Annotated in this window: 25 protein-coding genes; 15 read left to right on the top strand and 10 right to left on the bottom strand. The window is 61.4% G+C overall.

The window, feature by feature from the left end:
* The first annotated feature begins 116 nt into the window (after positions 1 to 116).
* The 5 genes from ACFQ6Y_RS20610 to ACFQ6Y_RS20590 all read left to right on the top strand — a co-directional run bounded on the left by ACFQ6Y_RS20610 (position 117) and on the right by ACFQ6Y_RS20590 (position 4,840).
* On the top strand, positions 117 to 962 hold the full coding sequence (locus ACFQ6Y_RS20610; protein WP_378636562.1) for an alpha/beta hydrolase: 846 nt from the start codon (positions 117 to 119) through the stop codon (positions 960 to 962).
* Entirely contained in the window at positions 949 to 1,704 is a 756-nt protein-coding gene (locus ACFQ6Y_RS20605; protein ID WP_378447771.1) for an alpha/beta fold hydrolase, read from the top strand. The genes ACFQ6Y_RS20610 and ACFQ6Y_RS20605 overlap by 14 nt, the downstream gene beginning before the upstream one ends.
* Before the next feature lie 67 nt (positions 1,705 to 1,771).
* Positions 1,772 to 2,113, top strand: a complete 342-nt coding sequence (locus ACFQ6Y_RS20600) for a DUF6292 family protein (RefSeq protein WP_378636559.1) — start codon at positions 1,772 to 1,774, stop codon at positions 2,111 to 2,113.
* Between the two features lie 45 nt (positions 2,114 to 2,158).
* Positions 2,159 to 3,796 carry a sulfatase-like hydrolase/transferase gene (locus tag ACFQ6Y_RS20595; RefSeq protein ID WP_378636553.1) on the top strand — a complete coding sequence of 546 codons (1,638 nt, stop codon included), beginning with the start codon at positions 2,159 to 2,161 and terminating at the stop codon, positions 3,794 to 3,796.
* Between the two features lie 87 nt (positions 3,797 to 3,883).
* Positions 3,884 to 4,840: a R2-like ligand-binding oxidase gene (locus tag ACFQ6Y_RS20590; protein WP_317556439.1), complete on the top strand. Its 957-nt coding sequence runs from the start codon at positions 3,884 to 3,886 to the stop codon at positions 4,838 to 4,840.
* Between the two features lie 9 nt (positions 4,841 to 4,849).
* Here ACFQ6Y_RS20590 and ACFQ6Y_RS20585 read toward each other — a convergent pair whose 3' ends face one another.
* Positions 4,850 to 5,488 carry an HD domain-containing protein gene (locus ACFQ6Y_RS20585; protein ID WP_378636548.1) on the bottom strand — a complete coding sequence of 213 codons (639 nt, stop codon included), beginning with the start codon at positions 5,486 to 5,488 and terminating at the stop codon, positions 4,850 to 4,852.
* 125 nt (positions 5,489 to 5,613) lie between these two features.
* Between ACFQ6Y_RS20585 and ACFQ6Y_RS20580 the strand changes: the two genes are divergently transcribed.
* Positions 5,614 to 6,570: a GlxA family transcriptional regulator gene (locus ACFQ6Y_RS20580; protein WP_378636544.1), complete on the top strand. Its 957-nt coding sequence runs from the start codon at positions 5,614 to 5,616 to the stop codon at positions 6,568 to 6,570.
* Here ACFQ6Y_RS20580 and ACFQ6Y_RS20575 read toward each other — a convergent pair.
* Positions 6,555 to 7,400, bottom strand: a complete 846-nt coding sequence (locus ACFQ6Y_RS20575) for an alpha/beta hydrolase (protein WP_378636540.1) — start codon at positions 7,398 to 7,400, stop codon at positions 6,555 to 6,557. The genes ACFQ6Y_RS20580 and ACFQ6Y_RS20575 overlap by 16 nt on opposite strands.
* Positions 7,401 to 7,528: 128 nt before the next feature.
* Between ACFQ6Y_RS20575 and ACFQ6Y_RS20570 the strand changes: the two genes are divergently transcribed.
* Genes ACFQ6Y_RS20570 through ACFQ6Y_RS20560 form a run of 3 tightly spaced genes read left to right on the top strand, consistent with a single transcriptional unit; the run spans position 7,529 to position 9,563 of the window.
* Complete coding sequence (locus ACFQ6Y_RS20570) at positions 7,529 to 8,032, top strand: hypothetical protein (RefSeq protein ID WP_378636536.1); 504 nt, start codon at positions 7,529 to 7,531, stop codon at positions 8,030 to 8,032.
* A gap of 9 nt (positions 8,033 to 8,041) precedes the next feature.
* A complete protein-coding gene (locus ACFQ6Y_RS20565) occupies positions 8,042 to 8,614 on the top strand; it encodes a YdeI family protein (RefSeq protein ID WP_378636531.1) in 573 nt (190 codons plus the stop codon).
* A 58-nt stretch (positions 8,615 to 8,672) separates the two neighbouring features.
* Positions 8,673 to 9,563, top strand: a complete 891-nt coding sequence (locus ACFQ6Y_RS20560; protein WP_378636803.1) for a sucrase ferredoxin — start codon at positions 8,673 to 8,675, stop codon at positions 9,561 to 9,563.
* Between the two features lie 54 nt (positions 9,564 to 9,617).
* Here ACFQ6Y_RS20560 and ACFQ6Y_RS20555 read toward each other — a convergent pair whose 3' ends face one another.
* On the bottom strand, positions 9,618 to 10,601 hold the full coding sequence (locus ACFQ6Y_RS20555; protein ID WP_378636526.1) for a hypothetical protein: 984 nt from the start codon (positions 10,599 to 10,601) through the stop codon (positions 9,618 to 9,620).
* Positions 10,602 to 10,677: 76 nt separating this feature from the next.
* On the opposite strand from ACFQ6Y_RS20555, the gene ACFQ6Y_RS20550 reads away from it, so the two are divergent.
* A complete protein-coding gene (locus ACFQ6Y_RS20550; RefSeq protein WP_378636523.1) occupies positions 10,678 to 11,259 on the top strand; it encodes a GNAT family N-acetyltransferase in 582 nt (193 codons plus the stop codon).
* Positions 11,260 to 11,273: 14 nt separating this feature from the next.
* Here ACFQ6Y_RS20550 and ACFQ6Y_RS20545 read toward each other — a convergent pair whose 3' ends face one another.
* Positions 11,274 to 11,888, bottom strand: coding sequence for an NAD(P)H-dependent oxidoreductase (locus tag ACFQ6Y_RS20545; protein WP_378636519.1), 615 nt, complete (start codon positions 11,886 to 11,888; stop codon positions 11,274 to 11,276).
* 76 nt (positions 11,889 to 11,964) lie between these two features.
* Here ACFQ6Y_RS20545 and ACFQ6Y_RS20540 point away from each other — a divergent pair, with 76 nt between their 5' ends.
* Positions 11,965 to 12,540: a TetR/AcrR family transcriptional regulator gene (locus tag ACFQ6Y_RS20540; RefSeq protein ID WP_378447761.1), complete on the top strand. Its 576-nt coding sequence runs from the start codon at positions 11,965 to 11,967 to the stop codon at positions 12,538 to 12,540.
* A 46-nt stretch (positions 12,541 to 12,586) separates the two neighbouring features.
* On the opposite strand, the gene ACFQ6Y_RS20535 is transcribed toward ACFQ6Y_RS20540, so the two are convergent.
* Positions 12,587 to 13,507: a LysR family transcriptional regulator gene (locus ACFQ6Y_RS20535; RefSeq protein WP_378636514.1), complete on the bottom strand. Its 921-nt coding sequence runs from the start codon at positions 13,505 to 13,507 to the stop codon at positions 12,587 to 12,589.
* Positions 13,508 to 13,588: 81 nt separating this feature from the next.
* Here ACFQ6Y_RS20535 and ACFQ6Y_RS20530 point away from each other — a divergent pair, with 81 nt between their 5' ends.
* Both ACFQ6Y_RS20530 and ACFQ6Y_RS20525 read left to right on the top strand, forming a co-directional pair.
* Positions 13,589 to 14,578, top strand: a complete 990-nt coding sequence (locus tag ACFQ6Y_RS20530) for a threonine/serine dehydratase (RefSeq protein ID WP_378636510.1) — start codon at positions 13,589 to 13,591, stop codon at positions 14,576 to 14,578.
* Positions 14,579 to 14,731: 153 nt separating this feature from the next.
* Positions 14,732 to 16,357 (top strand): amidohydrolase family protein, encoded by a 1,626-nt coding sequence (locus tag ACFQ6Y_RS20525; RefSeq protein ID WP_378636505.1) that lies wholly within the window; start codon positions 14,732 to 14,734, stop codon positions 16,355 to 16,357.
* A gap of 93 nt (positions 16,358 to 16,450) precedes the next feature.
* Here the strand turns inward: ACFQ6Y_RS20525 and ACFQ6Y_RS20520 are convergent, their stop codons facing one another.
* The 4 genes from ACFQ6Y_RS20520 to ACFQ6Y_RS20505 all read right to left on the bottom strand — a co-directional run bounded on the left by ACFQ6Y_RS20520 (position 16,451) and on the right by ACFQ6Y_RS20505 (position 21,682).
* Positions 16,451 to 17,602: an MFS transporter gene (locus tag ACFQ6Y_RS20520; RefSeq protein ID WP_378636503.1), complete on the bottom strand. Its 1,152-nt coding sequence runs from the start codon at positions 17,600 to 17,602 to the stop codon at positions 16,451 to 16,453.
* 284 nt (positions 17,603 to 17,886) lie between these two features.
* Positions 17,887 to 19,083 (bottom strand): serine hydrolase domain-containing protein, encoded by a 1,197-nt coding sequence (locus ACFQ6Y_RS20515; RefSeq protein WP_378636499.1) that lies wholly within the window; start codon positions 19,081 to 19,083, stop codon positions 17,887 to 17,889.
* Between the two features lie 100 nt (positions 19,084 to 19,183).
* Positions 19,184 to 20,368: a serine hydrolase domain-containing protein gene (locus ACFQ6Y_RS20510; RefSeq protein ID WP_378636495.1), complete on the bottom strand. Its 1,185-nt coding sequence runs from the start codon at positions 20,366 to 20,368 to the stop codon at positions 19,184 to 19,186.
* A 228-nt stretch (positions 20,369 to 20,596) separates the two neighbouring features.
* On the bottom strand, positions 20,597 to 21,682 hold the full coding sequence (locus ACFQ6Y_RS20505; protein ID WP_378636490.1) for a serine hydrolase domain-containing protein: 1,086 nt from the start codon (positions 21,680 to 21,682) through the stop codon (positions 20,597 to 20,599).
* Between the two features lie 277 nt (positions 21,683 to 21,959).
* Here ACFQ6Y_RS20505 and ACFQ6Y_RS20500 point away from each other — a divergent pair, with 277 nt between their 5' ends.
* Both ACFQ6Y_RS20500 and ACFQ6Y_RS20495 read left to right on the top strand, forming a co-directional pair.
* Complete coding sequence (locus tag ACFQ6Y_RS20500; RefSeq protein WP_378636485.1) at positions 21,960 to 23,153, top strand: sensor histidine kinase; 1,194 nt, start codon at positions 21,960 to 21,962, stop codon at positions 23,151 to 23,153.
* Between the two features lie 41 nt (positions 23,154 to 23,194).
* On the top strand, positions 23,195 to 23,878 hold the full coding sequence (locus tag ACFQ6Y_RS20495) for a response regulator (RefSeq protein ID WP_378636482.1): 684 nt from the start codon (positions 23,195 to 23,197) through the stop codon (positions 23,876 to 23,878).
* 110 nt (positions 23,879 to 23,988) lie between these two features.
* On the opposite strand, the gene ACFQ6Y_RS20490 is transcribed toward ACFQ6Y_RS20495, so the two are convergent.
* On the bottom strand, positions 23,989 to 25,983 hold the full coding sequence (locus ACFQ6Y_RS20490) for an SDR family oxidoreductase (RefSeq protein WP_378636477.1): 1,995 nt from the start codon (positions 25,981 to 25,983) through the stop codon (positions 23,989 to 23,991).
* Positions 25,984 to 25,995 lie beyond the last annotated feature (12 nt).

Below are 25,995 nucleotides of genomic sequence, written 5' to 3'. Positions count from 1 at the left end.
AACAGTAGGGGCGCTGGCGCCATCGTACTGACGCCGTCGGGCACCTAGCGTCTATGACATTCAAAAACTCACTGTTGCAATGATTCTCGTCGTTGCAACTCTTCGCGAGGAGTGTCATGAAAACGGCGGGCCGATCTGACGTTTCCGGAACCGATCGACTTCACTACCGGCCGACGGAGCTACGCGACGCAGAACTTCTTGCGTACGACGAAGCCGGCGAAGGCCGAATCGTGGAGGTATTCGGGGACGTCGCCACAGCTGAGCACATCGTGATCTTCGTGCCAGGCAATGACAACGGCCTGGGAAACTACTTCGACGAGAACCGTCCGACAGGACCACGAGCGAGCGGATGGACACTGGGAAGGATGCTCCGAACGCTCGGTCCGAACGACCGCGTCGCGGTGATCGTGTGGGTCGGTTATCGGACGCCGTGGGGATTTCTCGAGTCGTTCTCGCGGACTCTTGCAGAACGCGGTGCGATCGATCTGGCGCGGTTGACTCGTATCCTGCCGCGTTCGGCGCATGTCACGCTCGTCGGGCACAGCTACGGGGCGGTGGTGTGCGGACTCGCCCTCCCGTCGGCGCGCGCGGACGATTGTGTGGTGATCGGCAGCCCGGGAATGGGGACCAGTTCGCGCAAGGACCTGTGCTTTGGCGGCAATCTCTGGGCTGCTCTGGGGCCGTCGGACTGGATCCGGTACTTCCCGCGCGTGAAGATCGGTCGTCTCGGGCACGGCCCGTCTCCAGTCCGAGCGCAGCACGGAGCCATAGTTTTCGACACCGGCGCCATTCGAGGGCATTGCGGATACTTCGCCGATGCAAGCGAGTCGCTGCGCAACATCGCGAGGATCGGGCTGGCTCGCTACGACGAGGTCACGAGACCAGGGGAGTTGCCGCCTCAACTGACCGCGTCAGCAATCCGCGAGGACAGGTCTATCCTGGGAACTCGTGAGTGTCGCTAACGTACGAAGTGCCGGCGGGGTCCAGATCAGCTACCGCGATTCCGGCTCGCATCCCAGTGTGGCAGATCTGCCTCCGGTAGTTCTCGTGCACGGGATGGGCGGCGACAGCGGTACCTGGGACAAGTTCGCGCGGACCTTGCGTTCGCGCAACCGACGAGTTGTCTCGGTCGATCTTCGCGGCCACGGCCGGAGCGCTAGGGCGTCGTCGTACCTGTTCGACGAGTTCGCGGACGACGTCATGGACGTGTGTGATCATCTCGAACTCGATCAGGTGGATCTGGTCGGCCATTCGCTCGGCGGGCACGCGGCGTCGTTGATCGCTCAGAAACGTCCCACCGTGGTGCGGAAGTTGGTCATCGAGGAAGCGCCGTTACCACTACGTGCGGGTGACCCGGAACAGGTGTTCGCGAGGAAATTGCCGAGTGTGCCAGAACTGTGGCACGCCACAACAAGTTTGGTGCGACATCCGCGAGCCGCGCTGACGTTCGATCGCTCGATGACGCGGTCCGCGCTCGAGCAGTTCCGCCGACCGGATCCGCAGTGGTGGGATCGCTTGCCACTCATCGAGGCCGACATGTTGTTCCTGCGTGGAGGTCTGGGCGGGATGGTAGACCCCGTTCGCCTCGACGCTGTTGCGGCCACGGTCGCGCGCTGCGAATTGGTCTCCTTCCGCACCGGCCACAGTGTCCACCGCGACGGTCACCGCCAATTCGAATCCGTTGTGTTGCCGTTCATTTCCTGAAAGCGGAATATCAGATCAGTTCCGGAAAGAACCCATCCACAACGAGTGCGGCACCGAATGTACTTTCATGCACACCAACGGCAACGACTGGTCCGCACACGAATACGTCGACGCGGTAGCACGATCCGTTCACGGTGAGACAGTTCGGTGGCCGCAGGGTCCGAGCACGGATGCGGTGATCGTTCTCCCCGTTCATGCCCGAAACCATCCGGGGAAGAACGCAGTTCTGCTCTGGAATCACGACTTCGGTTGGTCGTGGGGCGTCGAGGAGGCTGATGTGCGAAGGACGATTTCGATAGTCGACACTCTCGGCATCGGCCGGACACCGGATCCGCTGCGCTGTGCGGATCGGGTTATCGAGCTGATCAGCGCTCAGACAGTTTGCTCGAGTATGTGTAGCGAACACTGATTCGGTCAACTCTGGGGCGACAACGCCTCCGAGAGGACGACGCCCGTGAACCCAGAGAACGTTCCAGCCTCGCATTGTCATTCATTGCCGCGCCGGACGTTCCTCGGTGGCGTCGGTGCTCTTGTCCTCGCCGGAGTGGCAGACGTCGCAACCGGCGTGGTGAGCGCGGCGCCGGCACAAGCAGCGCCCGCCGATCGGTTTCCACAGAAACCCAACATCGTTGTCATCATCACCGATCAGGAACGCCGGCCGATGTACTGGCCGCAAGGCTGGGCTGATCAGAATCTGCCCAACCGCAAGAGGATTGCCGATCACGGGCTGACGTTCGACCAGGCGGTGTGCAATACCGCGATGTGCTCGCCGAGTCGCAGTACGTTCTTCACCGGCCTTTACCCCGCGCAGCACGGGGTCACGAGAACGCTCACCGAAGGCGGCACTGTTTCCCCCACCGAGCCACAGTTGCAGGTCTCCGAACAGAACATGGCAAAGCTGCTGGCGTCGGCCGGCTACAACGTCCAGTACCGGGGGAAATGGCATCTGAGCAAAGGCGTCGAGGGTGGTGATCCGACAAGCGAGGACGTGGCAGGATTCGGCTTCGAGGGGTGGATTCCGCCGGACGCGGGCCAGGACACCAATCCGGATCATTTCGGTGGCGGGTGCGCAGACCATGATCGCCGTGTCGCCGAGGAAGCTGTCGAGTTCCTCTCCGGACCCGCAGTCACATCCGGACAGCCTTGGGCGCTGATCGTCTCGTTCGTGAATCCGCACGATGTCCTCGCGTACCCCCAGACGTGGAACGCGATGAACGGCACGTGCGACAACTACGGATCGGACGCGCCGGGCGCCTTCGAGCAGGGTATCGACCTGCCGCCCACCTTCGACGAGATCCTGGCGCTCAATCACAAACCGACAGCACAGGTTCAGTCGGAATTGCTGCTCGCAGCCGGGCTCGGGCCGCTGCTCGGACCCGATCAGGCCCGCAACTACATCAACTTCTACGCCTACATGCACAAGGTTGTGGACGAACACATCGGCAGCGTGCTCGACGCGATCGAGGCCACTCCACAGATGCTCGACGACACGGTGATCGTTCGCATGTCCGACCACGGGGAGATGGGGATGAGCCACGGAGGTTTGCGGCAGAAGGTGTTCAACGCCTACGAGGAAACGCTGCGCGTTCCATTGGTCATCAGCAACCCCTTGCTGTTTCCCGAGTCCGTTCGCACCGACGCCCTGGCGTCGTTGATCGACGTGATGCCCACGCTCGCCACTCTCGCCCAAGCGCCTGCGCGTCAATCGTGGAACTTCTTGGGCACCGATCTGACACCGGTCGTCGTCGACGCTGCCGCCTATCCGCAAAGTCCCAGCGCACAGGTTCAGGACACGATTCTGTTCACCTACGACGATCAGAACTGCGCAACGCCCGACGGTCAGAACATCGTCACGCAGCCTAATCACATCCGGTGCATACGTGAGAGTCGATGGAAGTACACGATGTACTTCGATCCCGCGGGAGTTGCTGCGCCGCAATACGAACTCTACGACTTACAAGCCGACCCCTTGGAACTGAACAATCTAGCCAATCCGCTCAATATCGGCTCGTATCGGCCAGATCTGGCGGCTCAGATGAACGCCAAGCTCTTCGCAGTGATGGAGACCAAGGGCGTTTCTCTGAAGGAATAGATCAAATTTCGCCAAAACTGATTCACGTTTCAGTTCTGCGGGCATGCTGGTGGGGCATCTGTCTTCGGTTCGGGAAGAAGGAATGTCATGACTGTCACCTCGCCGGGGCGAGAAGGTTTCAGTACTCTTCGGTCGGGAGGGTTGAACTGGGATTCGTTCCCACTCCGATTGTTCACCAAGGGAAATGCAAAATTCTGGAACCCAACCGACCTCGATTTTTCCCAGGACGCTCGTGACTGGCAGGAGCTGACCAGCGAGCAGCAGCGCAGCGCCACCTTCCTGTGCGCGCAGTTCATTGCCGGTGAAGAAGCCGTCACCGAAGACATTCAACCGTTCATGAAAGCGATGTCGACCGAGGGCAGGTTCGGCGACGAGATGTACTTGACGCAGTTCTGTTTCGAGGAAGCCAAGCACACCCAGGTATTTCGGCTGTGGATGGACGAAGTGGGATTGACCAGTGACCTGCATTCCTACGTCGCTGACAACCCGTACTACCGGCAACTGTTCTACGAGGAGTTGCCTTCGTCGCTACGCATTCTCGAGACGGATCCCAGCCCGGTCAACCAGGTGCGTGCCAGCGTCACGTACAACCACGTCATCGAGGGCAGTCTGGCGTTGACGGGCTACTACGCCTGGCAGAAAGTCTGTGCGACGCGCGGAATCCTGCCTGGCATGCAGCAATTGGTGCGGAAGATCGGTGACGACGAACGACGGCACATGGCTTGGGGGACGTTCACCTGCCGAAGGCACGTCGCCGCCGACGATCACAACTGGGACGTCGTCCAGCAGCGGATGGGTGAACTCATGCCCATGGCGCTCGGAATGATCAACTGGGTCAACGATCAATTCGAGGTGCAGCCGTTCGGTTTGGACAATCAGGAGTTCCTCGAGTATGCCGCAGACCGTGCGCAGCGCCGACTTTCGGCGATCGAGTCTGCGCGCGGGCGCGACGTCGCCGAGATCGACCTCGACTATTCGCCGGAAACTCTCGAGGAAAAGTTCGGGGCGGAAGATGCCGCTGCGATGAGTGAGGCGGCCGGCTGAAATCGAGTTCTATTGGGGCCAAGCCGAGTTCTGGATGACCTCGACAAAATCGATGTGCCGAAATCCCGGTACAAAATGTTCGAGCACGTCACCGTTGACCGTTCCGAACGTGCTCTCGGGGCGGTGCTTGAAACCGTCGGTGAAGGCCTTCAAGATCTGATTCTTGAAATCCGGGCGGGGGTGGGCCGCGGTGACGGCGTCGATGTCGGCCTGGTCGAGTTCGCTGTATCCGATTCCGAGTACATCGGTCTCCACACCCGCTGTCACCAAGGCGATTTCGGGTTCCAATCGGGAGGGAACTTCGGGCGTCGTATGTAGAGCGATGCCTTCCCACACTGTGCGGATGTCGGTTTCGTCGACACCGTAGCCGGTGAGGAATCGCCGCGCTTCGTCGGCGCTGTCCAATTCGAATCGAGCCGTACTGTCTCGGAACTTCTCGGTGAGCCCCAGGTCGTGGAACATGGCGCCGACGTAGAGCAATTCGGGGTCGGCGTGCAGCCCCAGACGCGCTCCCTGAAGCGATCCGAAGAGGAATACGCGTCGCGAATGGTGAAACAGTAACTCGGAAGCCGTATCTCGGACGAGTTCGGTGGCGTCGGCAGCCATCTTCGAATCGGGGATTTTCACACCGGCAATGATCGTGTTCATCGGTACCTGCTCTGCTCGTCGCTGCTGCGAATTTCTCGGTCTATCCCAGTGTCGGTCGAGCACGCACGCGGGCGCACCCTGATCTCGGCCATACTGTCCACAGATCAGGACGAAGGGGAGTGATCGTGACCGCAGTGCATCGAGTTGCCGTCCTGGTGTTCGACGGCGTCAAACTGCTCGACGTCGCAGGTCCGAGTGAGGTGTTCGCAGAAGCCAATCGCGGCGGAGCGAACTACGAGTTGGTGATCTGCTCGGTGGGTGGACACGATGTCGACTCGTCGACCGGCATGCGCATTCCGGTCGACTGCGACGTCGCAGATTCCGGTTCCTTCGACACGTTGCTTGTCATGGGTGGCGACGTGTTCCCGTCCACGCCGGTGGGTCCGGAATTACGCGAGGCAGCACGTGACCTGGCAGGGCGATCGGGGCGGGTTGCCTCGATCTGTACCGGGACTTTCATCCTGGCGGCGAGTGGACTGCTCGACGGACGCCGCGCAACGACGCATTGGCAACACACGGCAACGCTGGCGCGCGCCTATCCGCAGATCACGGTAGTTCCCGACGCCATTTTCATCGAGGACGGCACGGTGTTCTCGTCTGCGGGTGTGACCGCCGGGATCGACCTCGCGCTCGCATTGCTCGAGCGAGATCATGGTGCAGAGATTGCCCGACGCGTCGCGCAGCTTCTGGTGGTATTCCTCCAGCGTCCAGGTGGGCAGTCACAGTTCTCGCCGTCGTTGAGCGGGCCGCGGCCCCGGGTGCCCGCGCTTCGCGCAGTAGTCGATGCGGTGGCGGCCGATCCGGCGGGGGAGTACTCGGTCGACGAACTGGCTGCCCTGGCGCACCTGAGCCCACGGCATTTGACGAGACTCTTTCGCGAGGAACTCGGTACGACGCCGGCCAAATACGTCGAGTTGATCCGCTTCGATTCCGCGAAAGCGCTCCTCGATGCCGGCCACTCGGTGACCGAAGCCGCGCAGTTGGCGGGATTCGGCAGTTCGGAATCCCTACGCCGAGCATTTTCGACGCATCTCGGAATCTCGCCGCAGGTGTACCGTCGTCGTTTTCAAGCTTTCGGTTGAGACTGACTTTCGTGCTTGCCTTGCGGCGGGCTCATGCCCTGCTTGTCGAGCCAGGCAAGGCTGTAATCCGCGATCTCGCGCCAGCCGTGGTCGATGGTCAGAGAATGCCCCCGATCGCCGAAGACCTTGTATTCGTTGACCGTTGGCGCCTTGGCATACTTCTTGAACGAGCTGTCCGAACTGGCTTTAGGGACTGTGCGATCCTTGCCGCCGCCGATCATCAGGAGTGGCCCACGGCGGGCGTTGAAATCCACTGCAGCGGGGCTGTGAGGCGCGAAGTTGGCGAGTGCTGCCTCGAACAACGGCCGACCAGGGGCGGGAATCGCATACTGCTCGAACAAGGCGTCGGACTCGTCCTTGGACACGGCGCTGGCAAAGGACTTGTGAAACGACTCTCTGTTGTGTGAGTAAGCCTTCCGGTAATTCCTGGGGTTGGACAGGACCGGGAAGACGCTGCCCAGTTGAACAAGGGGAAGTTTCAGCACCCCTTTGGGCTGAGCCGGGTCGATGGCGATTGCCGCTGTCGCCAACTTCTGGCCCAGCAGTTTCTGCGCGATCAAACCTCCGAACGAATGCCCCACCACGATCGGTGGTTCGTCGAGATCGGCGATCACCTTGGCGTAGTGATCCGTCACGTCGTCGATGCCGTGCCCCGCGATGTCCTCCGGGTGTTCACGCGTCTCACCCACCGTCGACGCGTCCCCTGGCCACCCCGGCGCCATCGTGGAGTACCCCTGCGCGCCGAAAACCTGCGCCCAGGGGTCCCAGGTGGTCGGGTGCATCCAGAGTCCGTGGATGAACAGAACAGTCGGGTTGGACTTGGGCGACATGCGCGCTCCCCGCTATCGGACCGATGATCGATACGGGATGCCCGCTTTTTACAACCTCATGCACATTTTCGGCGAGCTTTTCCGTCGGGCCGTTCCGTTCTGTTGTGCGAAGATGGCACGATCGTGGAATGGCACCAACTGGATCTGCGAAGGCGATGGCATTGTGGACGACTGCTTTTGTTGTCTCACAAGCGAATATTGCTCGCCTACTCGGGCCGGTGGCTCCCAAAGTATTGGAAGTGCAGACGGCCTTCTCTGCTCGCCGGTACGTCGAAATATTGGACTCCATGGACGCAGAGGCCTCGGCGCGATTTCGTAGTCACTACTACCCCGACTTCGTACATCCCGCGATCTACGCGATGGCTTTGCGGTCAGCAGGCAAGCGGCTCGGGGAGTGGGTTCCCCTTTCCTCCGCAACTCGGCGCGTCGTTGCCGTCGCACCGGTACTGTCGGCGGCCGGCGACTACGTCGAGAACGTGGTCGGACTCCATTTCCTCGATCATCGCGACAGCATCACCGACTCGAGGGTTCGCGCCGCTTCGACTGTCAGTATTGCCAAATGGGTGCTCGCGCTCGGAACTTTCGGATATTTGTCGCAGGGTTTTGTCAGAGTATGGGTATCGAGAATGTGAGGAGCACTGATGGCAGTCGAACTCGATACCGAATACTTCGCTGACGGAGAAGAGTTCCGTCGATGGCTGTCCGAGAACCACGAGGTGGTCCCCGGCCTTTGGCTGAAAATGGCCAAGAAGACCTCGTCGCACAGCTCTATCGACTACGACCAAGCGTTGGACGTTGCCCTGTGCTTCGGCTGGATCGACAGCCTCGCACGGCGAATCGACGACGATTTCTTCGTGCAGAAGTTTTCGCGACGCACCGCGCGGAGTCCGTGGTCCAAACGCAACGTCGAGATAGTCGCCCGCCTCGACGCCGCGGGACTTCTCGAGCCATCCGGTGTCGCCGAGATCGAGAAGGCCAAAGCCGACGGTCGATGGGATCGCGCGTACGAGGGATCAGCCAAGGCCGAGGTCCCGAAAGACTTTCTCGATGCGCTTGCGGACAACCCGAAGGCTCGCGAGTTCTACGCGACGCTCAATTCCACCAACCGATTCACCATCGCGTACCGACTACAGGAGGCAAAGCGTCCGGAGACGCGAGCCAGGCGGATCGAGAAATTCGTCAACCAGCTTGCGGAGGGCAAGAAGTTCTACTGAGCTTCCGCGTCACTGAGCTACAGGCACTTGCGAATCGATACCCAGCGCGGCTGACACAATAGGGCTCGTGACCGAAGCCGAAACCTGTTCCGCGCTGTCTGCTGTCGACGAACCGCTGGCAGGCAGCGCTGCCGTCGTGCGGGGTTGGGTGTGTCTCGAATTCAACGCAGCCTGGGGTCGTGACGTGCTGGACGGAACGGCGTTGGGGGAGGAGCTCGCCGCCGAGCTGAGCCGACGAGCCGACGCTGCCGACGTACGAATCATGTTCGTTCGGCGACCCGGGCGCACCGATCCGATGACTGATGGACACACCGTCCTGCTTGCGCGCTCCGATCCGAGCGACTCATGGTGTGAAAGGTTGCACATCGATTCGCCGATGGATTTACTCGACGTCGATTTCTTCCTGTTGGATGGGCCGCCACCAGGATTGGGCGAGCAAGTGACCGAGCCAGTCGTATTGGTCTGTGCTCACGGCAAGCGCGACCAGTGCTGCGCTGTATTCGGCAGGCCGATTGCCGCAGCGCTCATGTCGTCCTTCGGGCCTCAGGTGTGGGAGTGTTCGCATACCGGCGGGCACCGATTTGCGCCGTCGATGATCCTGCTGCCGAGCGGCAATACATACGGCCGTCTGTCCGCAAGTGAGAGTGTCACGGCCGTGGAGGTGGCTTCCCGAGACCAAGTCCATTTGCCAGGCCTGCGTGGTCGGAGTTGCTGGTCTCCGGCGGGTCAGGCTTCGGAAATTGCAGTGCGACAACAAATCGGCTGTGGAATCAACCAGTTGGCTGTCATCGAGCAGGCGAGTGACGGGACATGCGTCGTCGCACATGTGGACGGCCGGCGATGGGCCGTCGAGACTGCAGTCTCCGAACTCGCGCCGCGTCCACCGAGTTGCGGCGCGGCGCCCAAGCCGGTCAGGCCGGTTGTCGTCACGTCGATTCGAGACCTGTGATTCCCTCGTCGGTTTTATGCGATCAGTCTCGATGAACTCGGGTGTGGGTCCGTGCTACCGCAACAGGAACGCAATGACTGCGGGCGGTAATTGACGTTGTCCGAGGAGGTTTACGCGTTGGCATCCGTCGAGTTCGACTGCCATCCGAGTGCCGCCCGATCCGTCGGGACGAAGCACGTCGATCGAAGCGATGTGTTGAGCGACGAGATCGCATGGGCCTGCAGGTGGCGCGGTGGATGCAGCCTCCATCAGATCAGTACTCTGCTGGCGTGACAAGCGGATTCGGGACGCGGTCAGCGGCGGTTCGGTGGAATAGCGGCACACCCGTAGTCTGCCGACGTCGGAAATCGGTGTAGCCAAAGCTGTTTCCGTCAGTGGGCGCGCGTGAGTGTCTTCGTGTTCTGCCATGCGATTCATGTCAGCTTCAGTGGTCGTCGCGAACGGTTGTCCGATCGAGTCGGGGCAGATTCCCGCATCATCGGCGGACACACCGTCGACCAAGTGTTGTTCGCGGCTGTCCTCTTGCAATCGGTTCAGGGCTGCGTGTGGTTTCTCTTGCAGTCCGCAGGGCGCGGTCGGCCAGGTAGGGCGTATGGCTGCTCCTGCTTCGTCTACCAGCCACAAACCGGCTGGCGGGACGAGACGGTACGCGCAGTCGGCTCGGACGTTGGCAGGAAATCGACGAGACTGTTCGCGGAATGCTTCGTCCACCGCGTGGATGTCCCCCTCGAGGCGTACGGTGTCGATCGATAACCCGCCGTCGGACGTTTCTCCGCGTTCGCATCGAACAACGGCAACGGGGCTGAAATCAGGAGGGGGGTAACCACTTCCCTCAGGGCGAAGAGCGATGCTGCTGTCGCGTGCCTCGGGGGCTACGAGCGCGGCGGCGATATCAGGGGCGAGACAGTCCGCCCGATCGACCGCTGTCGCGGCCGGTGGAGTGAAAGATTCATAGTCTCGAACGCCGGCCCAAACCAACGCAACGGCGACGACACTGACGACGACGATAAAGACCCCAGCTGTGAAACGTCCACTCATACATCGACACTATGTGCTTTTGCGATGGATTGAGGCGAAGTCTCGACCATTGCGGGTGGGACGTAGCATCGCTGCTATGACTGTCGATTTGGTTGCGCCTGACGAGGCGTTGTGGGTGTCCTGGTTGGAGTCGCGTGACGAGTGGGGCGGACCGCAGGCGGATCAGCCCGGTTCGGCCTTGGGAGTTGCGCAACGTCTGGATCTCGACCTTGCATCCCGCGATGGGTTCGGGCACTGGGTGCAGGAGTTGTTGGCGCAGCCTGAGGCGTTGCCGGGGCCCGACATTGTCCCGGCAACCAACTGGTGGATCGTTCGTGACGGCAGGTATCTCGGTGCTATCCAGTTGCGACACAGCTTGAATGAGTTCTTGGCTGATCTTGGTGGTCATATCGGCTACGGGATTCGGCCGTCGGAACGCCGGAAAGGGATAGCGTCGACTGCTCTGCGGGACGTGCTCACGTACGCCGGCGACCCGGTGGGGCTCAGTCGCGTCCTGATTACCTGCGACGAAATGAACGCGGGTTCGCGTAAGGCAATCGAAGGGTGTGGCGGTCTACTCGACAGCGTGCGCCCAGCTGATCAGTTGTCGCGCAACCTCGGTCATACTGGGGATACGCTTCGCTACTGGGCAGCCACGGGTCGGTCAAGCGTCAGTTGACCGCGTTCTGACCGTCAACTGGAAGTCACGGTCGCAGGGTAAGCGACACGGGCCGCAATGCTTTCGCTGACGTCGTGGATTTCTGCGGCGAGGACGTCTCGGCCCTTCGTGTCCGACTCGTGAACGAAGGTTGTCGATCCCAGTGTGGCACCGCAATATTCGATGATGCCGCGCTCGATCTGTGTCCGGAAGGCCTCGTACACGCCGTGTCGGTCGAAACTCTCAGCGTCGTCACCTGCGACCGGAATCAGGTGGACGGTGAGTCGGTCCAGTTTCTTCACGAATTCGCTTCCCGGGGTGTATTCGTACGCCCATCCGCTGACAAAGACTCGATCGATCCAACCTTTGAGTAGTGCGGGCATCGACCACCAGTACATCGGAAACACGAGAATCAGATCGTCTGCACGATCGATTCGGTCCTGCTCGGCTACAACATCGGCCGGGGGAGTCCCGTTGCCGCGGAACAGGTTCACATCGGCTTCGGAGAATCGGGGATCGAAATTCTCGGCATGTAGGTCCGCGAAGTCGACGTCGCCGCCCAGGTCGCGGATCGCGTCGGCGGTAGAACGGGCGACATGCTGGGTAAGTGACTGTGGATCGGAGTGGGAGACTACGACGAGTGTGGTCATGAGCGTCCTTCGGTAGCTGGTGCGCTTATGTACTAAGAGTAGGTTACTATTGGTATATAGCGCAAGGAGGTGTCCGATGGCACGTACGAGACTGTCGCGAGCCGGCAGGTACGAACAGCTCGTCGAGGTGTCGTGGGCATTGGTGCGAGAGGAGGGCGCAGACGCGCTCACCCTTGGCCGGTTGGCTGAACGTGCCGGCGTCGCAAAGCCCGTTGTCTACAGCCATTTCGCCTCCCGCGCCGCGTTGTTGGCAGCCCTTTTCAAGGAATTCGACGATCGTCAGACGGTGATGCTCGAGGAGTATCTCGATGCCGCGGATGAGTCTTTGAGCGGACGCGCGAATGCCATCGCCGACTCCTACGTCGGATGTTCGCTGGCGCAGGGGCGTGAGCTGACGGGTGTGCTTGCAGCGCTGGAGGGTTCGCCCGAGCTGGAGCGGGTCAAGCGTGAATCCGAACACGCGTATTCCGAACGATGTCGGGAGGTGCTGGCTCCCTTTGGTGTGGGCGGGGGACTTGCGCAACCTTCGATGACTGCAATATTCGGTGCTGCAGAGGCACTCTCGCATGCGGCTGTAGCGGGAGCGCTCTCGCCCGACGATGCTCGAAGCGAACTTGCCGCACTGATAGTCGCGGTTGTTGGTAGGGCCTGAGGTCACTGGCTATTGCGGGCGGTCGTGATCGGGCCGCCCAGGGTCGTCATAGACTGACGTGCCCATCCAGTTCGACGCGCTCACACATGGATTCGGATATCGCTGTCAGAGTTCTGACGAACGCGTCGATGGCGGGAGCAAGTGGAGGTTTCCCGTAGGTCGCGACAGAGATAGTGCGCCGCTCGCCGGGAATGCGGTGTGCGTGGATATCCGGATTCTGATGTGCCTGGAGAGCGAGGGCCGGAAGGGTGCTGACCCCGCTTCCGGAGGCGACCAGCGCTTGGACGGCGACGTAGTCGTCGGTCTCGAACTCGATCCGCGGAATGAATCCAGCACGATTGCAAGCGGTGAGGAGGTGGGCGCGGCAGCTCGGGCAACCGGCAATCCAGGTCTCGCTGGAGTAGTCGCTGAGCTGGCTGGCGGCATCTGGATTCCGCGCGGAGGTGATCAAGTACAACGGATCTTCCAGCAAAGTCGTCTGCGCGACATGCTTGAGCCCGACTTCAGGGGTGTCCTCGTGCGCGAAGACAACAGCTACGTCGACATCGTTGTTACGAAGCAGTGCAAGTGCTTTGGGTGGTTCTGCATCAACGAGGCTGATGGACACATCGGGGTACTGGGACGTGAACGCTGCCATCGCCTGCGGAATCAAACTCGCCAGGGCTGACGGGAATGCGGCCAGTCGTACCCGCCCGGCCCTCAGTCCTGCGTACGTTTCGACTTCCGCTACTGCTGCATCGACGTGGCCGAGGATCTCGGTGGCTCGCCGAACCAGTACCGCACCGGCATCCGTCAGACGTAGCCCACGACCGGCTCGCTGGAACAGTGGAACCCCGACTTCCGATTCGAGTTGTCGAAGGTGGTGGCTGATGGAGGGCTGTGCGTAACCGAGAGAATCGGCGGCGGCTGTCACCGATCCTTCCTGCGCAACAGCGACCAAGACCCTCAGCCGAATTAGATCGAGCATGCCGAAATCATAGAAGATTTCGATGCTTTTGACGAAAACACGTATTGGACCTATGAATCAGTGTTTGGAAAGGTGCTCCACATGGCACAGGCACCTGATCTCGCGGCAACAACCGAGCTACAACCACCCACGTGGGCAGACATCGAGCGTGCCAGTCAGGTCGTCCGTCGGCATCTACCGGTTACGCCCCTGGTATCGCATCCGACCTTGGGTGCGGGCTCGTGCAGCCAATTGTTCGTCAAACACGAGAACGTGCACCCCACGGGTGCGTTCAAGGTTCGCGGCGGACTGAATCTGGTGGCAGGACTGGATGAGGCGACGCGCGCGCGGGGGATTGTCGGCTACTCGACCGGAAACCACGCTCAATCCTTGGCGTATGCAGCAGCGGGTGCGGGCGTGCGATGTGTGATCGTCATGCCGGTTGGGGCGAATCCAGTCAAGGCTCATGCTGTCCGCATGCTCGGAGCCGAACTTGTCGAGCACGGTGTGAATTTCGACGAGGCACGTGCTCACGCCGAGTTCATCAGCGAACGTGACGGCCTGCGTCTCGTCAGCGCCGCCAATGAGCCGGCCATCCTTGCCGGTGTCGCTACTGCTTACGTCGAACTCGTCGAACAACAACCCGATCTGGACGCGGTGGTAGTCCCAGTCGGTGGCGGCAGCGGTGCCGCGGCGGCGTGTCTCGTCGCCAGTGCGCTCGCGCCGCACCTAGAGGTGTTCGCAGTGCAGTCGGAGGCCGCGCGAGCCGCACATGACTCATGGAGTTCCGGCACGTGCGTCGAGCGCCCGAACACCACCCGTGTCGAGGGGCTTGCGACCGGTGCCGGGTTCGCACTGACACAACGTGTTTTGCGTGAACGGCTAGGAGCCTTCCTGCTCGTCACTGACGACGACATCACCCTCGCGCAGCGGGCGTTGCTCTACGACGCTCACACTTTGAGTGAAGGCGCCGGTGCGGCCGCACTTGCTGCGGTCTATGCGCATCCGAACACCTTCGCTGACAAGCGCGTTGCTGTTGTCTGCACGGGCGCCAATGCCTCCGAGAGCGAGATCCGCAGGGTTGTCGGCTAACCGATGGCATGATCGGAACCATGGGCCAGTTTGGTAGGGCGGCACCAATTTTGCATCGCGTATGTGTGTCTGGAACAAGATTTCGCTTCCACGATTGAGCAGAGTGAAGAGGGTCGCATCTCGCGACAGCAAGGCCACCGTGGAGGAGACGTGATGCTGCCGACAATCGTCGTTCGGGACGGGACTGTGCTCGATGGTAGTGGGAGCCCGCCCAGGAAAGCGGATGTTGCGATCTCCGGTGACACGATCGTGGAAGTCGGAACGATCGGTGCTGTGCCGGGGGCGAGCGACATCGATGCTCGCGGTTGCATGGTGGCTCCCGGTTTTGTGAATGTGCTCAGCCATAGTTACCTCACGCTGCAGCAAGACCCACGAGGATTGTCGGACTTGTATCAGGGGGTCACAACCCAGGTCTTCGGTGAAGGCGTGTCTCTCGGACCGGTCACGGGTTCGATGACTCCGGCGATGCTCGGATTGGGTGCGATTCCACTTGGAGTGCAATCACATTGGCCGAAGTTGCACGATTTTCTCGAATCCTTGGAGACGAACGGCGTCGGTTTCAACGTGGCGAGCTTCGTCGGCGCAGCGAATCTGCGCATGGTGGTTGCGGGTGTGGACAATCGTCTGTTGAGTGAACAAGAGCTGGCCGAAGCGTGTGCCCTGCTCGACGAGGAGCTTGAAAATGGAGCTCTCGGAGTGGGTTCGGCTCTGATCTATCCACCCGGAAGCTATGCGGATACCGGCGAGTTGCGAGCATTTTCGCAGGTGCTCGCCAGACATGATGCCGTCCATATCTGCCATCTCCGAAGCGAAGGGCAGAGGTTTCTCGAAAGCATCGAGGAACTGATCGACATCGCTCGAACGACAGGAGCGCGCGGGGAGATTTACCACCTCAAGGTTGCTGGTAAGTCGCACTGGCACAAAATGTCCGAGGCCCTGCAATTGGTTGAGTCGGCTCGCGAGGAAGGCGTGCGAATCACCGCGGACGTATATCCGTACGAGGCGGGGAACACGCTGCTCAGTGCCGCGTTGCCACCGGAGTTTCGGTGTCGTGACACCACGGCCGGGCGCACGCACCTGAACTCGACCGGTGTCCGAGACCAGATCCGCGAGAGGATCCATCGTGAGGACGAGGACTGGGAGAATCTCTACGCTGCGTCCGGAGGTGCCGATGGGGTGACGATCTTGTCCGAGGTACCGGCACTCGGGATCCGAGCGGGGGAAGCTCTGGGATCTATTGCTCGGAGGATGGGGCATCACGACCCGGTAGACACCATACTGGCTGTTCTCGACGCTCTCCCCACAGCCGAAGCTGCCTATTTCATTGCGTCGGAGGACAACACGCGAATTGCCTTCGAGCGTCCCTGGGTTTCGGTTGGTTCCGATGCCGATGCTCAAAGCACGGAGACCCTTTTCGCGGGGCAACCCGTCCACCCCCGTTCATTCGGAACTTTCGCCCGTATTCTGAGCCGCTACACCCACGGCATTGGCGGGCAATCAGTCGAGGAATGCGTTCGCCGAATGACCAGCCTTCCTGCTGAAAACTTCGGTTTGGCGAAGCGGGGCTACATTGCGCCAGGGGGATACGCCGATCTGGCGATCTTCGACCCCTCGCAGGTAGAGGATCTCGCGACATACGACAACCCAAGAGCGTATGCGACCGGAATGCGGCACGTTGTGGTCAATGGGCAACCGGCACTGTCGGACGGGGTGCCGACGGGGAAGCTTGCAGGGCGCGCACTTCGGCGCTCGCGCAACGGGTTCGATGCAGTGAGGTGACGAGCTGGCACCGGGGTCAGCTCCGGATCGGCGAAGCGGCCACTGCCGGGAACGACCCTTCAGCGGCCACTTCGCCGGACTACGTGAGAGCCCTCAGAATTTCGCCGGGGTCTGTGGAACGATCATGGCCACCAAAGCCGCCGCAGCCGTCGCGCCGACCAGGACTCCGAACGCGGCCATGTACGAGAACTGGTCCACCATCCATCCCATGACGAGAGGGGTGATGAAACCGGCAAGCTGTCCACAACCGTTGATCAAACCCATTCCGGAACCGAGGAATTCGGCTGGCAGCGCCCGCAACGGGAGGGCGAAGATCGACATCGAGCACAGTCCGCTGACGCCCATCGCGAGGGTTTGATAGAACGTGAACATCGCGACGGTATCGGTGGTAGTCATCAAGAACAGCAGAATGGCGGAGGTGGCCATGCACGGAACGAGCAGAATGCGCGCGCTGTCGTGGAAGTACTTGTCCACCAGACGTCCACCGACGACGATGGCCAATGCCGTGACGATGAACGGGATCGCCGCGAAGATTCCCGTATCGATCAGCGAGAGTCCCTTTTCGTTGAGGAGGTAGCTCGGCACCCAGGTCAACAGCCCATATCCGGCCATGTTGGCCAGGCAGAACAGAAGTGCGAATTTCCAGACCGAAGCGGACTTGAACACCGCGGCGCGTGAGTGTTCACTGGCGAGCGGTTGCAGTGCGGCCTCCGGATCTTCCGTGATCTCTGTGTCCAACGGCGCCGGGAGCACCAACCAGACGACTGTGCCGATCACGGCGCCGACTATGGCCACCAGCCAAAATGCGTCCCGCCAACCGACGGCCATGAGAACTGGGGCGATGATCAATGGTGCGATGCCGGGGCCCAGGTTGTTTGCACCGATCATGAAGCCCATGGCCGTGGCGCGAGTTTTCGGACGGGTTCGCTCAGCCAGAGCTTTGAACGACGCTGCTGGGAAGAGACCCTGGCTGAGCCCGAACATCGCACGCATGACCATCAGCGAGACGAGGCCCCAGGCGAATCCTGTCAGTGCGGTGAATACCGACCACAGGATCAACGCGACGATCAACAGTGGCCTGGGTCCGAATCGGTCGGCCAGCATGCCGCCGGGGACCTGCCCGAGCATGTAAAAGATGGCGAAGATCGACACGACTCCGCCCAATTGCGTATTGCTGAGGGAGAATTCGTCTCCGATCATCGGCAGTGCAAGCCCGATCATCACGCGATCTATCATGTCGATCATCCAGATTGTACTGAGCAGCCCAACAGTCATAGTCGTTGTTCGACGAATTGACTTGTTGTCCAATATGTTTTGTATCGACTTGCCGCCGCTATGCGAGGGTTCCTCGACTGTGGCGCGTTCCGACTTCATCATGCCTCCTGAATTGCGTTGTGCCGCATGGACTGATGAAGTGTGGCAGCGGACACGTTGGCCGCATTGGTCCGTTCGGCCAATAACCGACCGAATGTTTCGTCGGTCGGTACAGCGTCACTCGGGTGAGATTCCGGGTGACGCTGTCACCAGAGCTAGCTGCACAAAGCTTTGTCCACGGTGTCTGCGACGTGTTGGGTGGCGGACGCAGTCGAGGGAAGAGCAGTCACCGCAAGGTTCACGGCGCGCCCGTTGTCGGTGATGCCGCCGCGGGTCTCGTAACCGACTATGTCGCCGCCATGGCCCCAGTAGACCCCGCCGCACGAGAGAGTCCTGCTGGTGAGGCCGAGACCGTACTCGAGTCCGGTGGGCCCGCCGACGTGGACGGTGGTACGCATCTGGTCGAGTTCGGCTGCGGGGAGCAGTCGTCCGTCGAGGAGTGCGTAGAGGAACTGGTTGAGGTCCGAGGTGGTGGAGATCAATTGTCCTGCGGCCCATCCCCACGACGGATCCATCTCTGTGACGTCACTCAGTGGGCTGTCTGGTGCGGTGCGGTGGTATCCCTTGGGATGGGGACCCCGGATGGTCATGTCGCCCAGGGATGGGAAGTAGGTGTCGCGCAGGCCGATCGGCGCGAAGATACGTCGATTCATCTCCTCGGCGAGGGGGCGGCCGGTAACCTTCTGTACGAGTAGGCCGGCCAGAATGTAGTTGGTGTTGCTGTACCCCCAAGTCGCTCCGGGCGGTGCGTCGGCGGGGTGCTGGAAGGCGATGTCGAGCAAATCGTGGGGGTCGGCGTAGCGGTATCTGATCTCTTCGTCATTGACGTGTATTCCGTACTCGGGGAGTCCGCTGGTGTGTTGGAGGAGTTGGCGGATGGTGATGTTGTGGCCGTCGATCCCTTCTCCGCGGACGAGTCCGGGTAGGTAGGTCTCGATGGGGGTGTCGAGTTCGATCTTTCCTTCGGCGACCAGTTGCAGGACCACTACTGCGGTGAAGGTTTTGGTGTTGCTGCCGATCCGTATCTGGCCGTTGTGCGGTACCTCTGATCCGGTGGTCAGGTCACCGACTCCTGCGGTGTAGTTGTGGGAGTTGCCGTTTCGGTCTTGGATGCTTGCGAGGGCGGTGGGTAGTCCGTCCTCGCTCACCAGTGCGTCGAGGGAGCGTTGAACCGCGTCGGACTCGGTGGAGGAAGAACCGACGGTATCGGGACTGAGGGCGGATGACGGCGAGCAGGACGCCAGCGTCATGGCACCGAGGGCCATCGCGGTAACGACCGAAAAGGTCCGGTGCTGTTTGCGGGCCTGCCGGCGATCTGAGGAAGGGAAGACCTTTCGAATATTGTTACGCATCAGTAGAACTCCTGAGGATTGGTAGGGGTCGGGACATCGTTCGATCGGGAAGAATTGTTGTTCGATGTTGCGCGCGAAGTCGTGCACGAACATGTTTCCTTCACTCCGCGCACATCGCTGCGTCGACAACTCGCTGTGCTGCTACGAAGGCGTCCTCGCTCATCGGGATGTGATTGAGGGTGAGAGTCACAGCGCGTCCTGTGGTATCGACTCCGCCCGAGGTACCGAAGCCAGGGATTCCGCCGCCGTGACCCCAGATCTCCTTCCCGCAGGAGCTGTTCACGCGGACCAGTCCGAGTCCGTAGCTGTCCTGCGGGCTCCTGTCGAACGGCACGGTGTGTTTCATCTCGGCGAGCCTGTCATTCGAGACGAGGTCGCCGCGTAGCAAAGCCGTGAAGAAAGTGTTGAGGTCGGCGCCGGTTGCGACCATCGCACCTGCGGTGTCGGCCCACGACACGTCGCCATCGGTGACATCGACCTGAATGCCGCCGATCGGGTGATAGCCCTGTGCATGAGAACCGCGGATCTGTGTCTCGCGGGAGGCGGGAAAATAGGTGTCCTTCAGTCCGAGCGGATCGATTATGCGGGTGGTGATCTCCTGCGCGGCAGGGCGTCCTGTGACCTTCTCGATGAGCACCCCGAGCAGAATGTAGTTCGTGTTCGAATAGACAGCCTTGTCTTTGGCGGCCGGGCCGGGTGGAAGGGACATCGCGATATCGACCAGTTCGGTGGGGGAGAAGTGCTCCGATGGTTGTGCGCTTGTCCCCACCAGCAGCTGGCCGGGCTTGACGTCTTCCGGCCGTGCTCCGCCGGCGGCGAGGTAGTCCGTCAGTCCACTGGTGTGCTGCAAGAGATCTCGAATGGTGACTCGGTTGCCGTCGTTCCCGTTGCCTACGACGGTTCCGGGCAGGTAGTGCTCGATGCTCATGTCGAGGTCGAGCAGTCCGTCGTCGACGAGTTGCATGACGACGGTCGCGACGAAGGCCTTTGTGTTGCTGCCGATTCGGACCCGCGCATCATCGGGGACAGGCTCGCCGGTGGCGGTGTTTCCCATTCCCGCACGAATGATGCGAGTGCCCCGCGGCGGGTCGGAGATCACGAGTTGTGCGCCGGGGATCCCCTGCTCGATGACGCCGTCGAGCGCCTGTTGCACGGCAGCGTCGCTTTGCCGAGTGGAATCAGTGGAGTCAGTGGTGCCACCACATCCGCTGACGCCCAATATGAGGGCTGCAGCGGTGACTGCCGGAAGTACGGTGAGCAGGGGGCGACGTCGAAGGGTGGTCATTGGTTGTGGCCTCCTGTTGTCGGATCTCATGGTGAGTTCCATATGCAGAGAACAGTATTGACGTGCGTACGCCTCCTCCATGGTGCGAAGTGCAGTCTCTCGGTGGTGCGTGCCGGAGCGTACGGGGTGTAGCTGGCTGCACCTCGGAGTCCCGCGTCTCGCACCCGATACTGTCGGTTTGACGAGTTATTCCGGAGTAGGCGACTTTTGGCGATTGACAGGAGAGCCTCAGCGGCAAAGGGCGATATCCACCGCGTGTTCGAGTTTTCTCCGGGTGGCATCGTCGGCGACTTGCATGGTGACCGCGAGGTTCGCTTCGCGTCCGTCGTCGGTAGCGCCCCCGCGTGTCTCGTATCCAGGGAAACTGCCGCCGTGGCTCCAGGACAGGCCGCCACACGGTAGCGGACGGCTGACCAATCCAAGTCCGTAGCGGGCCTCGGGTCCGAAGGTTTCCTCCGCGGGGACTGTAGTGCGCATCTGGTCGAGTTGGACTGCGGGGAGCAGTCGTCCGCCGAGGAGTGCGTGGAGAAACTGGTTGAGGTCCGAGGTGGTGGAGATCAATTGTCCTGCGGCCCATCCCCACGAGGGGTCTATCTCTGTGATGTCGACGGGAAGCGCATCCGATGACTCCCGGTAGTAGCCGCGGGGGTGGAGTTCCGAGATCTTCTCGTCGTATGGTTCAGGAAAGTACGTGTGCTGCAAGTCGATCGGCGCGAAGATTCGCCGGTTCATCTCCTCGGCGAGGGGTTTTTCGGTGATCTTCTGTACGAGTAGGCCGGCGAGGACGTAATTGGTGTTGCTGTACTTCCAACTCGTTCCGGGGGCGAAGTCGGCGGGATGTTCGAGCGCGATGTCGAGAAGTTCGCGTGGATCGTAGTATCGGACTTCGTCTTCCAGGTAGTTGCTGTAGTTGGGGAGGCCGCTGGTGTGTTGGAGGAGTTGGCGGATGGTGATGTTGTGGCCGTCGATCCCTTCTCCGCGGACGAGTCCGGGTAGGTAGGTCTCGATGGGGGTGTCGAGTTCGATCTTTCCTTCGGCGACCAGTTGCAGGACCACTACTGCGGTGAAGGTTTTGGTGTTGCTGCCGATCCGTATCTGGCCGTTGTGCGGCACCTCTGATCCGGTGGTCAGGTCACCGACTCCTGCGGTGTAGTTGCGGGAGTTACCGTTTCGGTCTTGGACGCTTGCGAGGGCGGCGGGTAGTCCGTCCTCGCTCACCAGCGCGTCGAGGGAGCGTTGAACCGTATCGTGCCCCGCAGCGGCAGTATCGGCGGTCGACGAGCACGCACCGAGGGTGACCACGCTGAGAGTCATTGCGACGGAACAGAGGGCGCGGTGCCGTTTCCGGCCTTGTCTTCGGGGTGAGTTAGGTTGGCCCTGTCGACTGTGGCGATGCATCAGTAGAACTCCTTGGAGAGATTGATCGGTCTGGACACGATCGTGTCTGCTGGAGGATCGGTCGCGCATCGCTCCGACGCGGGAAAACCATCTCCCTCGATTGGGGGAGGCCATCGCCGAGCGGCCCAGTCATACTGGTCGAATCATGATCACAGGATTACGACCGCTGATGCGGGGCTCTACATACTCAGCTGTGCTTTTCGCCGTTTGTGGTGTGTTGGCGAGCGTGCCACTTCTGGTGGTTGCCATGTTGCCTGCTCTCGCGTGGCAATCCGCACCCGAGTTCGTCCGGGCGCTTTCGGTCCTGCTCATATGGGTGACTCTGGTAGGAGCACTCGGCCTGGCGCATCCTGTGCGACGCGCGCTCATCGTGTCTGCCCGCCGACTTCTGCAGGTGTCGCTGCCGAGCCCAGCGCTCGGACACCGTACTCCCAACCTCTCGGACATTGATCGCTGGCGTGCCCCGCTCTGGATTGTCCTGCATGTCATGGTGGGCTGGATGGCGGCGCTCGCGACCATCGTCCTTTTCATCATGGGGATTTCGCTCCCGGGGAACTGGCTCGGCGGCACGGCGCGAATCAGTCTGTTCGATACGTCGGTTGACGTGACCGGTGGATGGACCTGGGTCGTGGCGGCCGGCTGCCTCCTGCTTGCGGCAGGAATTTGTGTCCTGGTGGCAACACTGCTGAGGTGGCTGGCGCCACGACTGTTGGGGCCGTCCACGGCCGAACGGCTCGCGCTGGCGGAAGAACGTGAACTGCAACTGGCCGAACGTAATCGGGTCGCTCACGAGTTGCACGACTCGATCGGGCACACGCTCACCGCCGCCACGATCCAAGCGGCGGTGGCGGGCGAGGTGCTCGCCTCCGATCCTGCCGCCGCGAGGGCCGCCATGCGTAGCATCGAGGAGTCGACACGGGCCGCGCTCGAGGACCTGGACTACGTACTGGGTGTACTTCGCGAGGAGAGGCCTGGGGCTGTACCTTCTCGGACGCTGTCGGACTTGCCCGCGTTAATTGATCGGTTGCGGCATGCGGGGGCGGTTGTGGAGGTGAACCTGTCGGGTGACTTTTCACAGATCCAGGGGACACTCTCTCGCGCGGCGTACCGGATCCTGCAAGAGGGGACGACCAATGCTCTGCGGCACGGGGACAGCGGGCCGATCGAAATCACGGTGGCAGTCGGCTCGGAGAGCGTCGAGCTCAGAGTGGTCAACAGCATCGGGGCAGTGACCGGGGGAAAGGAAGACGTAGTTCGAAGATCAGGGCGCGGCCTGGGAGGTCTGGCCGAGCGCGTGCGACTCTTGAATGGTGAGTTCAAGGCTGGACCGGACGGAGCCCAGGGCTGGCGATTGAGTGTTCAGTTGCCGGTACGAGTGGCACGATGACCGAAGCCAATCGGAGTGAGGACGCCTCCAACCTTGCAAGCATGCCAGTCACCCTGCTGATTGCGGATGACGACGACGTCACCCGCAGCGGCCTGCGTATGCTGCTCGCAGCTCAGCCCGGGATTGTGGTCGTCGGCGAGGCTTCCGACGGTATCGAAGCAGTGGAGCTTTCGCGGCAACTTCGTCCGGATGTGGTGCTGATGGACGTGCGGATGCCGCTGCGCAACGGTATAGAGGCAACTCGGCACCTCCAGGCCGAGTGCACCGAACCGCCGAAAGTCTTGGTAATCACCACTTTCGAGAACGATGGCTACGTCACGGCCGCACTCAGTGCGGGTGCGAGTGGCTTCGTGCTGAAGCGGCTCCCAGTCCCGCAGATCGCAGCGGCAGTACGTGTGGTGGCGGCGGGCGAAGTGATCCTGTTCCCTGCCGCGCTGCGCCGGATGGTTACGCCCCGCCCATTGGTTTCCGCTGAGGCGTTCCCGAATGCAGCGCTGACAGCAAAGGAGGAAGAGGTATTGCGGTTGATGGCCACCGGGCTGTCCAACTCGGATGTTGCTCAGGTTCTGGTCGTGAGCCTGGAGACGGTGAAGACGCACGTTGGAAATGTGCTGGCAAAGCTCGGTGCTCAGAATCGAACGCACGCTGTCGTCATCGCCTACGAGTCTGGTCTGGTGGTCCCGCGATCAGGCACCGATACGGAACCCTGTGCAGCTGGCGGTTGATTGCTTTTGCCAGCGTGACCCCGGTGAGGATTCGCCGACTGAACCCGCAGACCCGTTCCTCTTGTCCGTTCCTCTTGCGAACGCCCTCGGGGGCGAAGTCGCACGACCGATCACCAGTGCGTACCGGGCACGAGTCGGGCGGCTCGTCGGCCGAGTTTGCGAATTCGTGAGCGTGAATGGTGCTGTCGCGTCGGTGTTGCCGGAACGTCTGCCGGAGTTTCCTTGTCTACCTGACCCTTTGCCGCCGGAGAATCTGGGAAGGCCTGGTACATCTGGTTGAGAATCCGGTCCTTGGTGTGCGGTGCGAACAGGGTTCCCAGATCGCCCAGAGTTCCCAGTGGCACGTCGATGCGTTTGGGGCGGTTGATCAGCGCGCGGATAACCATTGCCGCAGCCTTTTCCGGGCTCGTGATCGGGCCGTTGTTGAATTCGCCGGTCGGAGCGATCATCGGTGTTTCGACCAGCGGCATGTGGATAGTCGTGAAAGTGATTCCATCTGCCAGGGTTTCGGAGGCGGCTACGTCCGAGAAACCGTCGAGGGCAGCTTTGCTCGCCACGTAGGCCGAGAATCGGGGCGTCGCCGCCTGAACTCCCGCGCTGCTGATGTTCACGATGTGGCCGAAGCGCCGAGAACGCATGGTCGGCAACAATGCCAGAACCAATCGCACAGCGCCGAAGTAATTCACGGCCATCGTTCGTTCGTAGTCGTGGAAACGATCTGTGGAGTGGTAGATACCGCGCCGGATGGATCGGCCGGCGTTGTTGACCAGCATGTCCACGTGATCATGCTCTGCCAGAATGCTTTTGATCGTGTGCTGGACCGATTCGTCGTCGGTGATGTCGCAGGGATAACCGAACGCCTTGCCTCCGGCTGATCGAATCTCCTGTACCGCGGCATCGAGTTCGTCGGTGCGGCGCGCGATCAGGAGAACGGTGGCGCCTTTCTGAGCGGCGGCAATGGCAGATGCCTTGCCGATTCCGGACGAGCCTCCGGTGATCAGAACTATCCGACCGACGAGTGGTCCTTCGGGATGCCTGCGACGTGCGCGATTGGGATCGAGGTTTGCGCGCCAGTACTTCCACAACACAGTCGAGTACGACCCGAACTCGGGGACCGCCAGTCCCGATCCGGATAGGGCGGCAACGGTTCTCGCGGAGGTGAATGTCGGCGCCATCGTCATGTTGTCGAGTAATGCTGCAGGCATGTCGATGCGATCGAGGAAGACCTTCCGTGCCGATTCTGCCGAATCCATCGGCAACGGCGAGACGAAGGGTTTGGCGATCACGCCCGGCAGGCTGAGTGCGGGCCGCGGCGCTCCGGCGGCCTTGGCGAGTCCGGCATAGATTTCGCGTACCGGTTGAGGTTTCGGATTCACGAGATGGAATGCTTCGCCGTCATGGCCGGGTACATGCATCAATTCGACGAGGGAGGCGGCCACGTAATCGACGGGCACCACGTTGGTCGCGCCGAGGTTGGGGATCGGGACGGGGAGTGCTGCAGGTAGTTTCGCGAGTAGCGCCAGTCCTGGGAACAAGTAATACGGACCGTCGATCTTGTCCATCTCTCCGGTGACGGAGTTACCGACCACGGCAGAGGGTCGATAGACACGCCAGGTGAGGCCTTCTCGTTCCCGAACGATTTTCTCGGCCTCGAACTTGGTTCGGTGGTACGGCGTGGGAAAGCCTTGACCGCAATCGAAATCGGTTTCGCTGAAGGTTCCCGGGTAGTCGCCCGCAACTGCGACTGATGACACGTGATGAAGAGTGGCTCTCAGCTGTGCGGCAAGGTCGACCACGGAGCGTGTGCCCTCGACATTCGTCGAAGCCTGCTCGTCTCCGGCGGTGATGTCGTAGATCGCGCCGAGGTGAAGGACGTGGTCGGCAGGTGGGGGAGAATCGATGCCCAACCCAGGCTCCGTCAGATCTCCAATGAGCGGATGCACGCGATCGCCGCCGGGAATTGCCGACACCTGTTCTTCGAGTTTGGCGACAGAACCGGCTCTGACCAGCACATGGATCTGAGCAGTTTGATCACGCTCGAGCAGGAGTGGCAGTGCAGCTCGTCCGAGAAATCCGGTACCGCCAGTGACGATGTATGTGGCCATAGTCGGTAACTT

This window comes from Rhodococcus sp. NPDC056516, from assembly GCF_042794655.1.
In the GTDB taxonomy this organism is placed as follows: Bacteria; Actinomycetota; Actinomycetes; order Mycobacteriales; family Mycobacteriaceae; genus Rhodococcus_F.
The sequence above is the reverse complement of the archived record's forward strand: the minus strand, read 5'-3'. Positions and strand labels throughout refer to the sequence as shown.

Bases quoted from the DNA above. Each gene is read 5' to 3' on its own strand.
- ACFQ6Y_RS20515 (WP_378636499.1), bottom strand. From the start codon at position 19,083: ATGCGTAACAATATTCGAAAGGTCTTCCCTTCCTCAGATCGCCGGCAG.
- ACFQ6Y_RS20575 (WP_378636540.1), bottom strand. From the start codon at position 7,400: ATGTCGCCCAAGTCCAACCCGACTGTTCTGTTCATCCACGGACTCTGG.
- ACFQ6Y_RS20490 (WP_378636477.1), bottom strand. From the start codon at position 25,983: ATGGCCACATACATCGTCACTGGCGGTACCGGATTTCTCGGACGAGCT.
- ACFQ6Y_RS20525 (WP_378636505.1), top strand. From the start codon at position 14,732: ATGCTGCCGACAATCGTCGTTCGGGACGGGACTGTGCTCGATGGTAGT.
- ACFQ6Y_RS20585 (WP_378636548.1), bottom strand. From the start codon at position 5,488: ATGAACACGATCATTGCCGGTGTGAAAATCCCCGATTCGAAGATGGCT.
- ACFQ6Y_RS20520 (WP_378636503.1), bottom strand. From the start codon at position 17,602: ATGATCGACATGATAGATCGCGTGATGATCGGGCTTGCACTGCCGATG.
- ACFQ6Y_RS20570 (WP_378636536.1), top strand. From the start codon at position 7,529: ATGGCACCAACTGGATCTGCGAAGGCGATGGCATTGTGGACGACTGCT.
- ACFQ6Y_RS20590 (WP_317556439.1), top strand. From the start codon at position 3,884: ATGACTGTCACCTCGCCGGGGCGAGAAGGTTTCAGTACTCTTCGGTCG.
- ACFQ6Y_RS20555 (WP_378636526.1), bottom strand. From the start codon at position 10,601: ATGAGTGGACGTTTCACAGCTGGGGTCTTTATCGTCGTCGTCAGTGTC.
- ACFQ6Y_RS20550 (WP_378636523.1), top strand. From the start codon at position 10,678: ATGACTGTCGATTTGGTTGCGCCTGACGAGGCGTTGTGGGTGTCCTGG.
- ACFQ6Y_RS20505 (WP_378636490.1), bottom strand. From the start codon at position 21,682: ATGACTCTCAGCGTGGTCACCCTCGGTGCGTGCTCGTCGACCGCCGAT.
- ACFQ6Y_RS20545 (WP_378636519.1), bottom strand. From the start codon at position 11,888: ATGACCACACTCGTCGTAGTCTCCCACTCCGATCCACAGTCACTTACC.
- ACFQ6Y_RS20495 (WP_378636482.1), top strand. From the start codon at position 23,195: ATGCCAGTCACCCTGCTGATTGCGGATGACGACGACGTCACCCGCAGC.
- ACFQ6Y_RS20565 (WP_378636531.1), top strand. From the start codon at position 8,042: ATGGCAGTCGAACTCGATACCGAATACTTCGCTGACGGAGAAGAGTTC.
- ACFQ6Y_RS20600 (WP_378636559.1), top strand. From the start codon at position 1,772: ATGCACACCAACGGCAACGACTGGTCCGCACACGAATACGTCGACGCG.
- ACFQ6Y_RS20535 (WP_378636514.1), bottom strand. From the start codon at position 13,507: ATGCTCGATCTAATTCGGCTGAGGGTCTTGGTCGCTGTTGCGCAGGAA.
- ACFQ6Y_RS20610 (WP_378636562.1), top strand. From the start codon at position 117: ATGAAAACGGCGGGCCGATCTGACGTTTCCGGAACCGATCGACTTCAC.
- ACFQ6Y_RS20540 (WP_378447761.1), top strand. From the start codon at position 11,965: ATGGCACGTACGAGACTGTCGCGAGCCGGCAGGTACGAACAGCTCGTC.
- ACFQ6Y_RS20530 (WP_378636510.1), top strand. From the start codon at position 13,589: ATGGCACAGGCACCTGATCTCGCGGCAACAACCGAGCTACAACCACCC.
- ACFQ6Y_RS20510 (WP_378636495.1), bottom strand. From the start codon at position 20,368: ATGACCACCCTTCGACGTCGCCCCCTGCTCACCGTACTTCCGGCAGTC.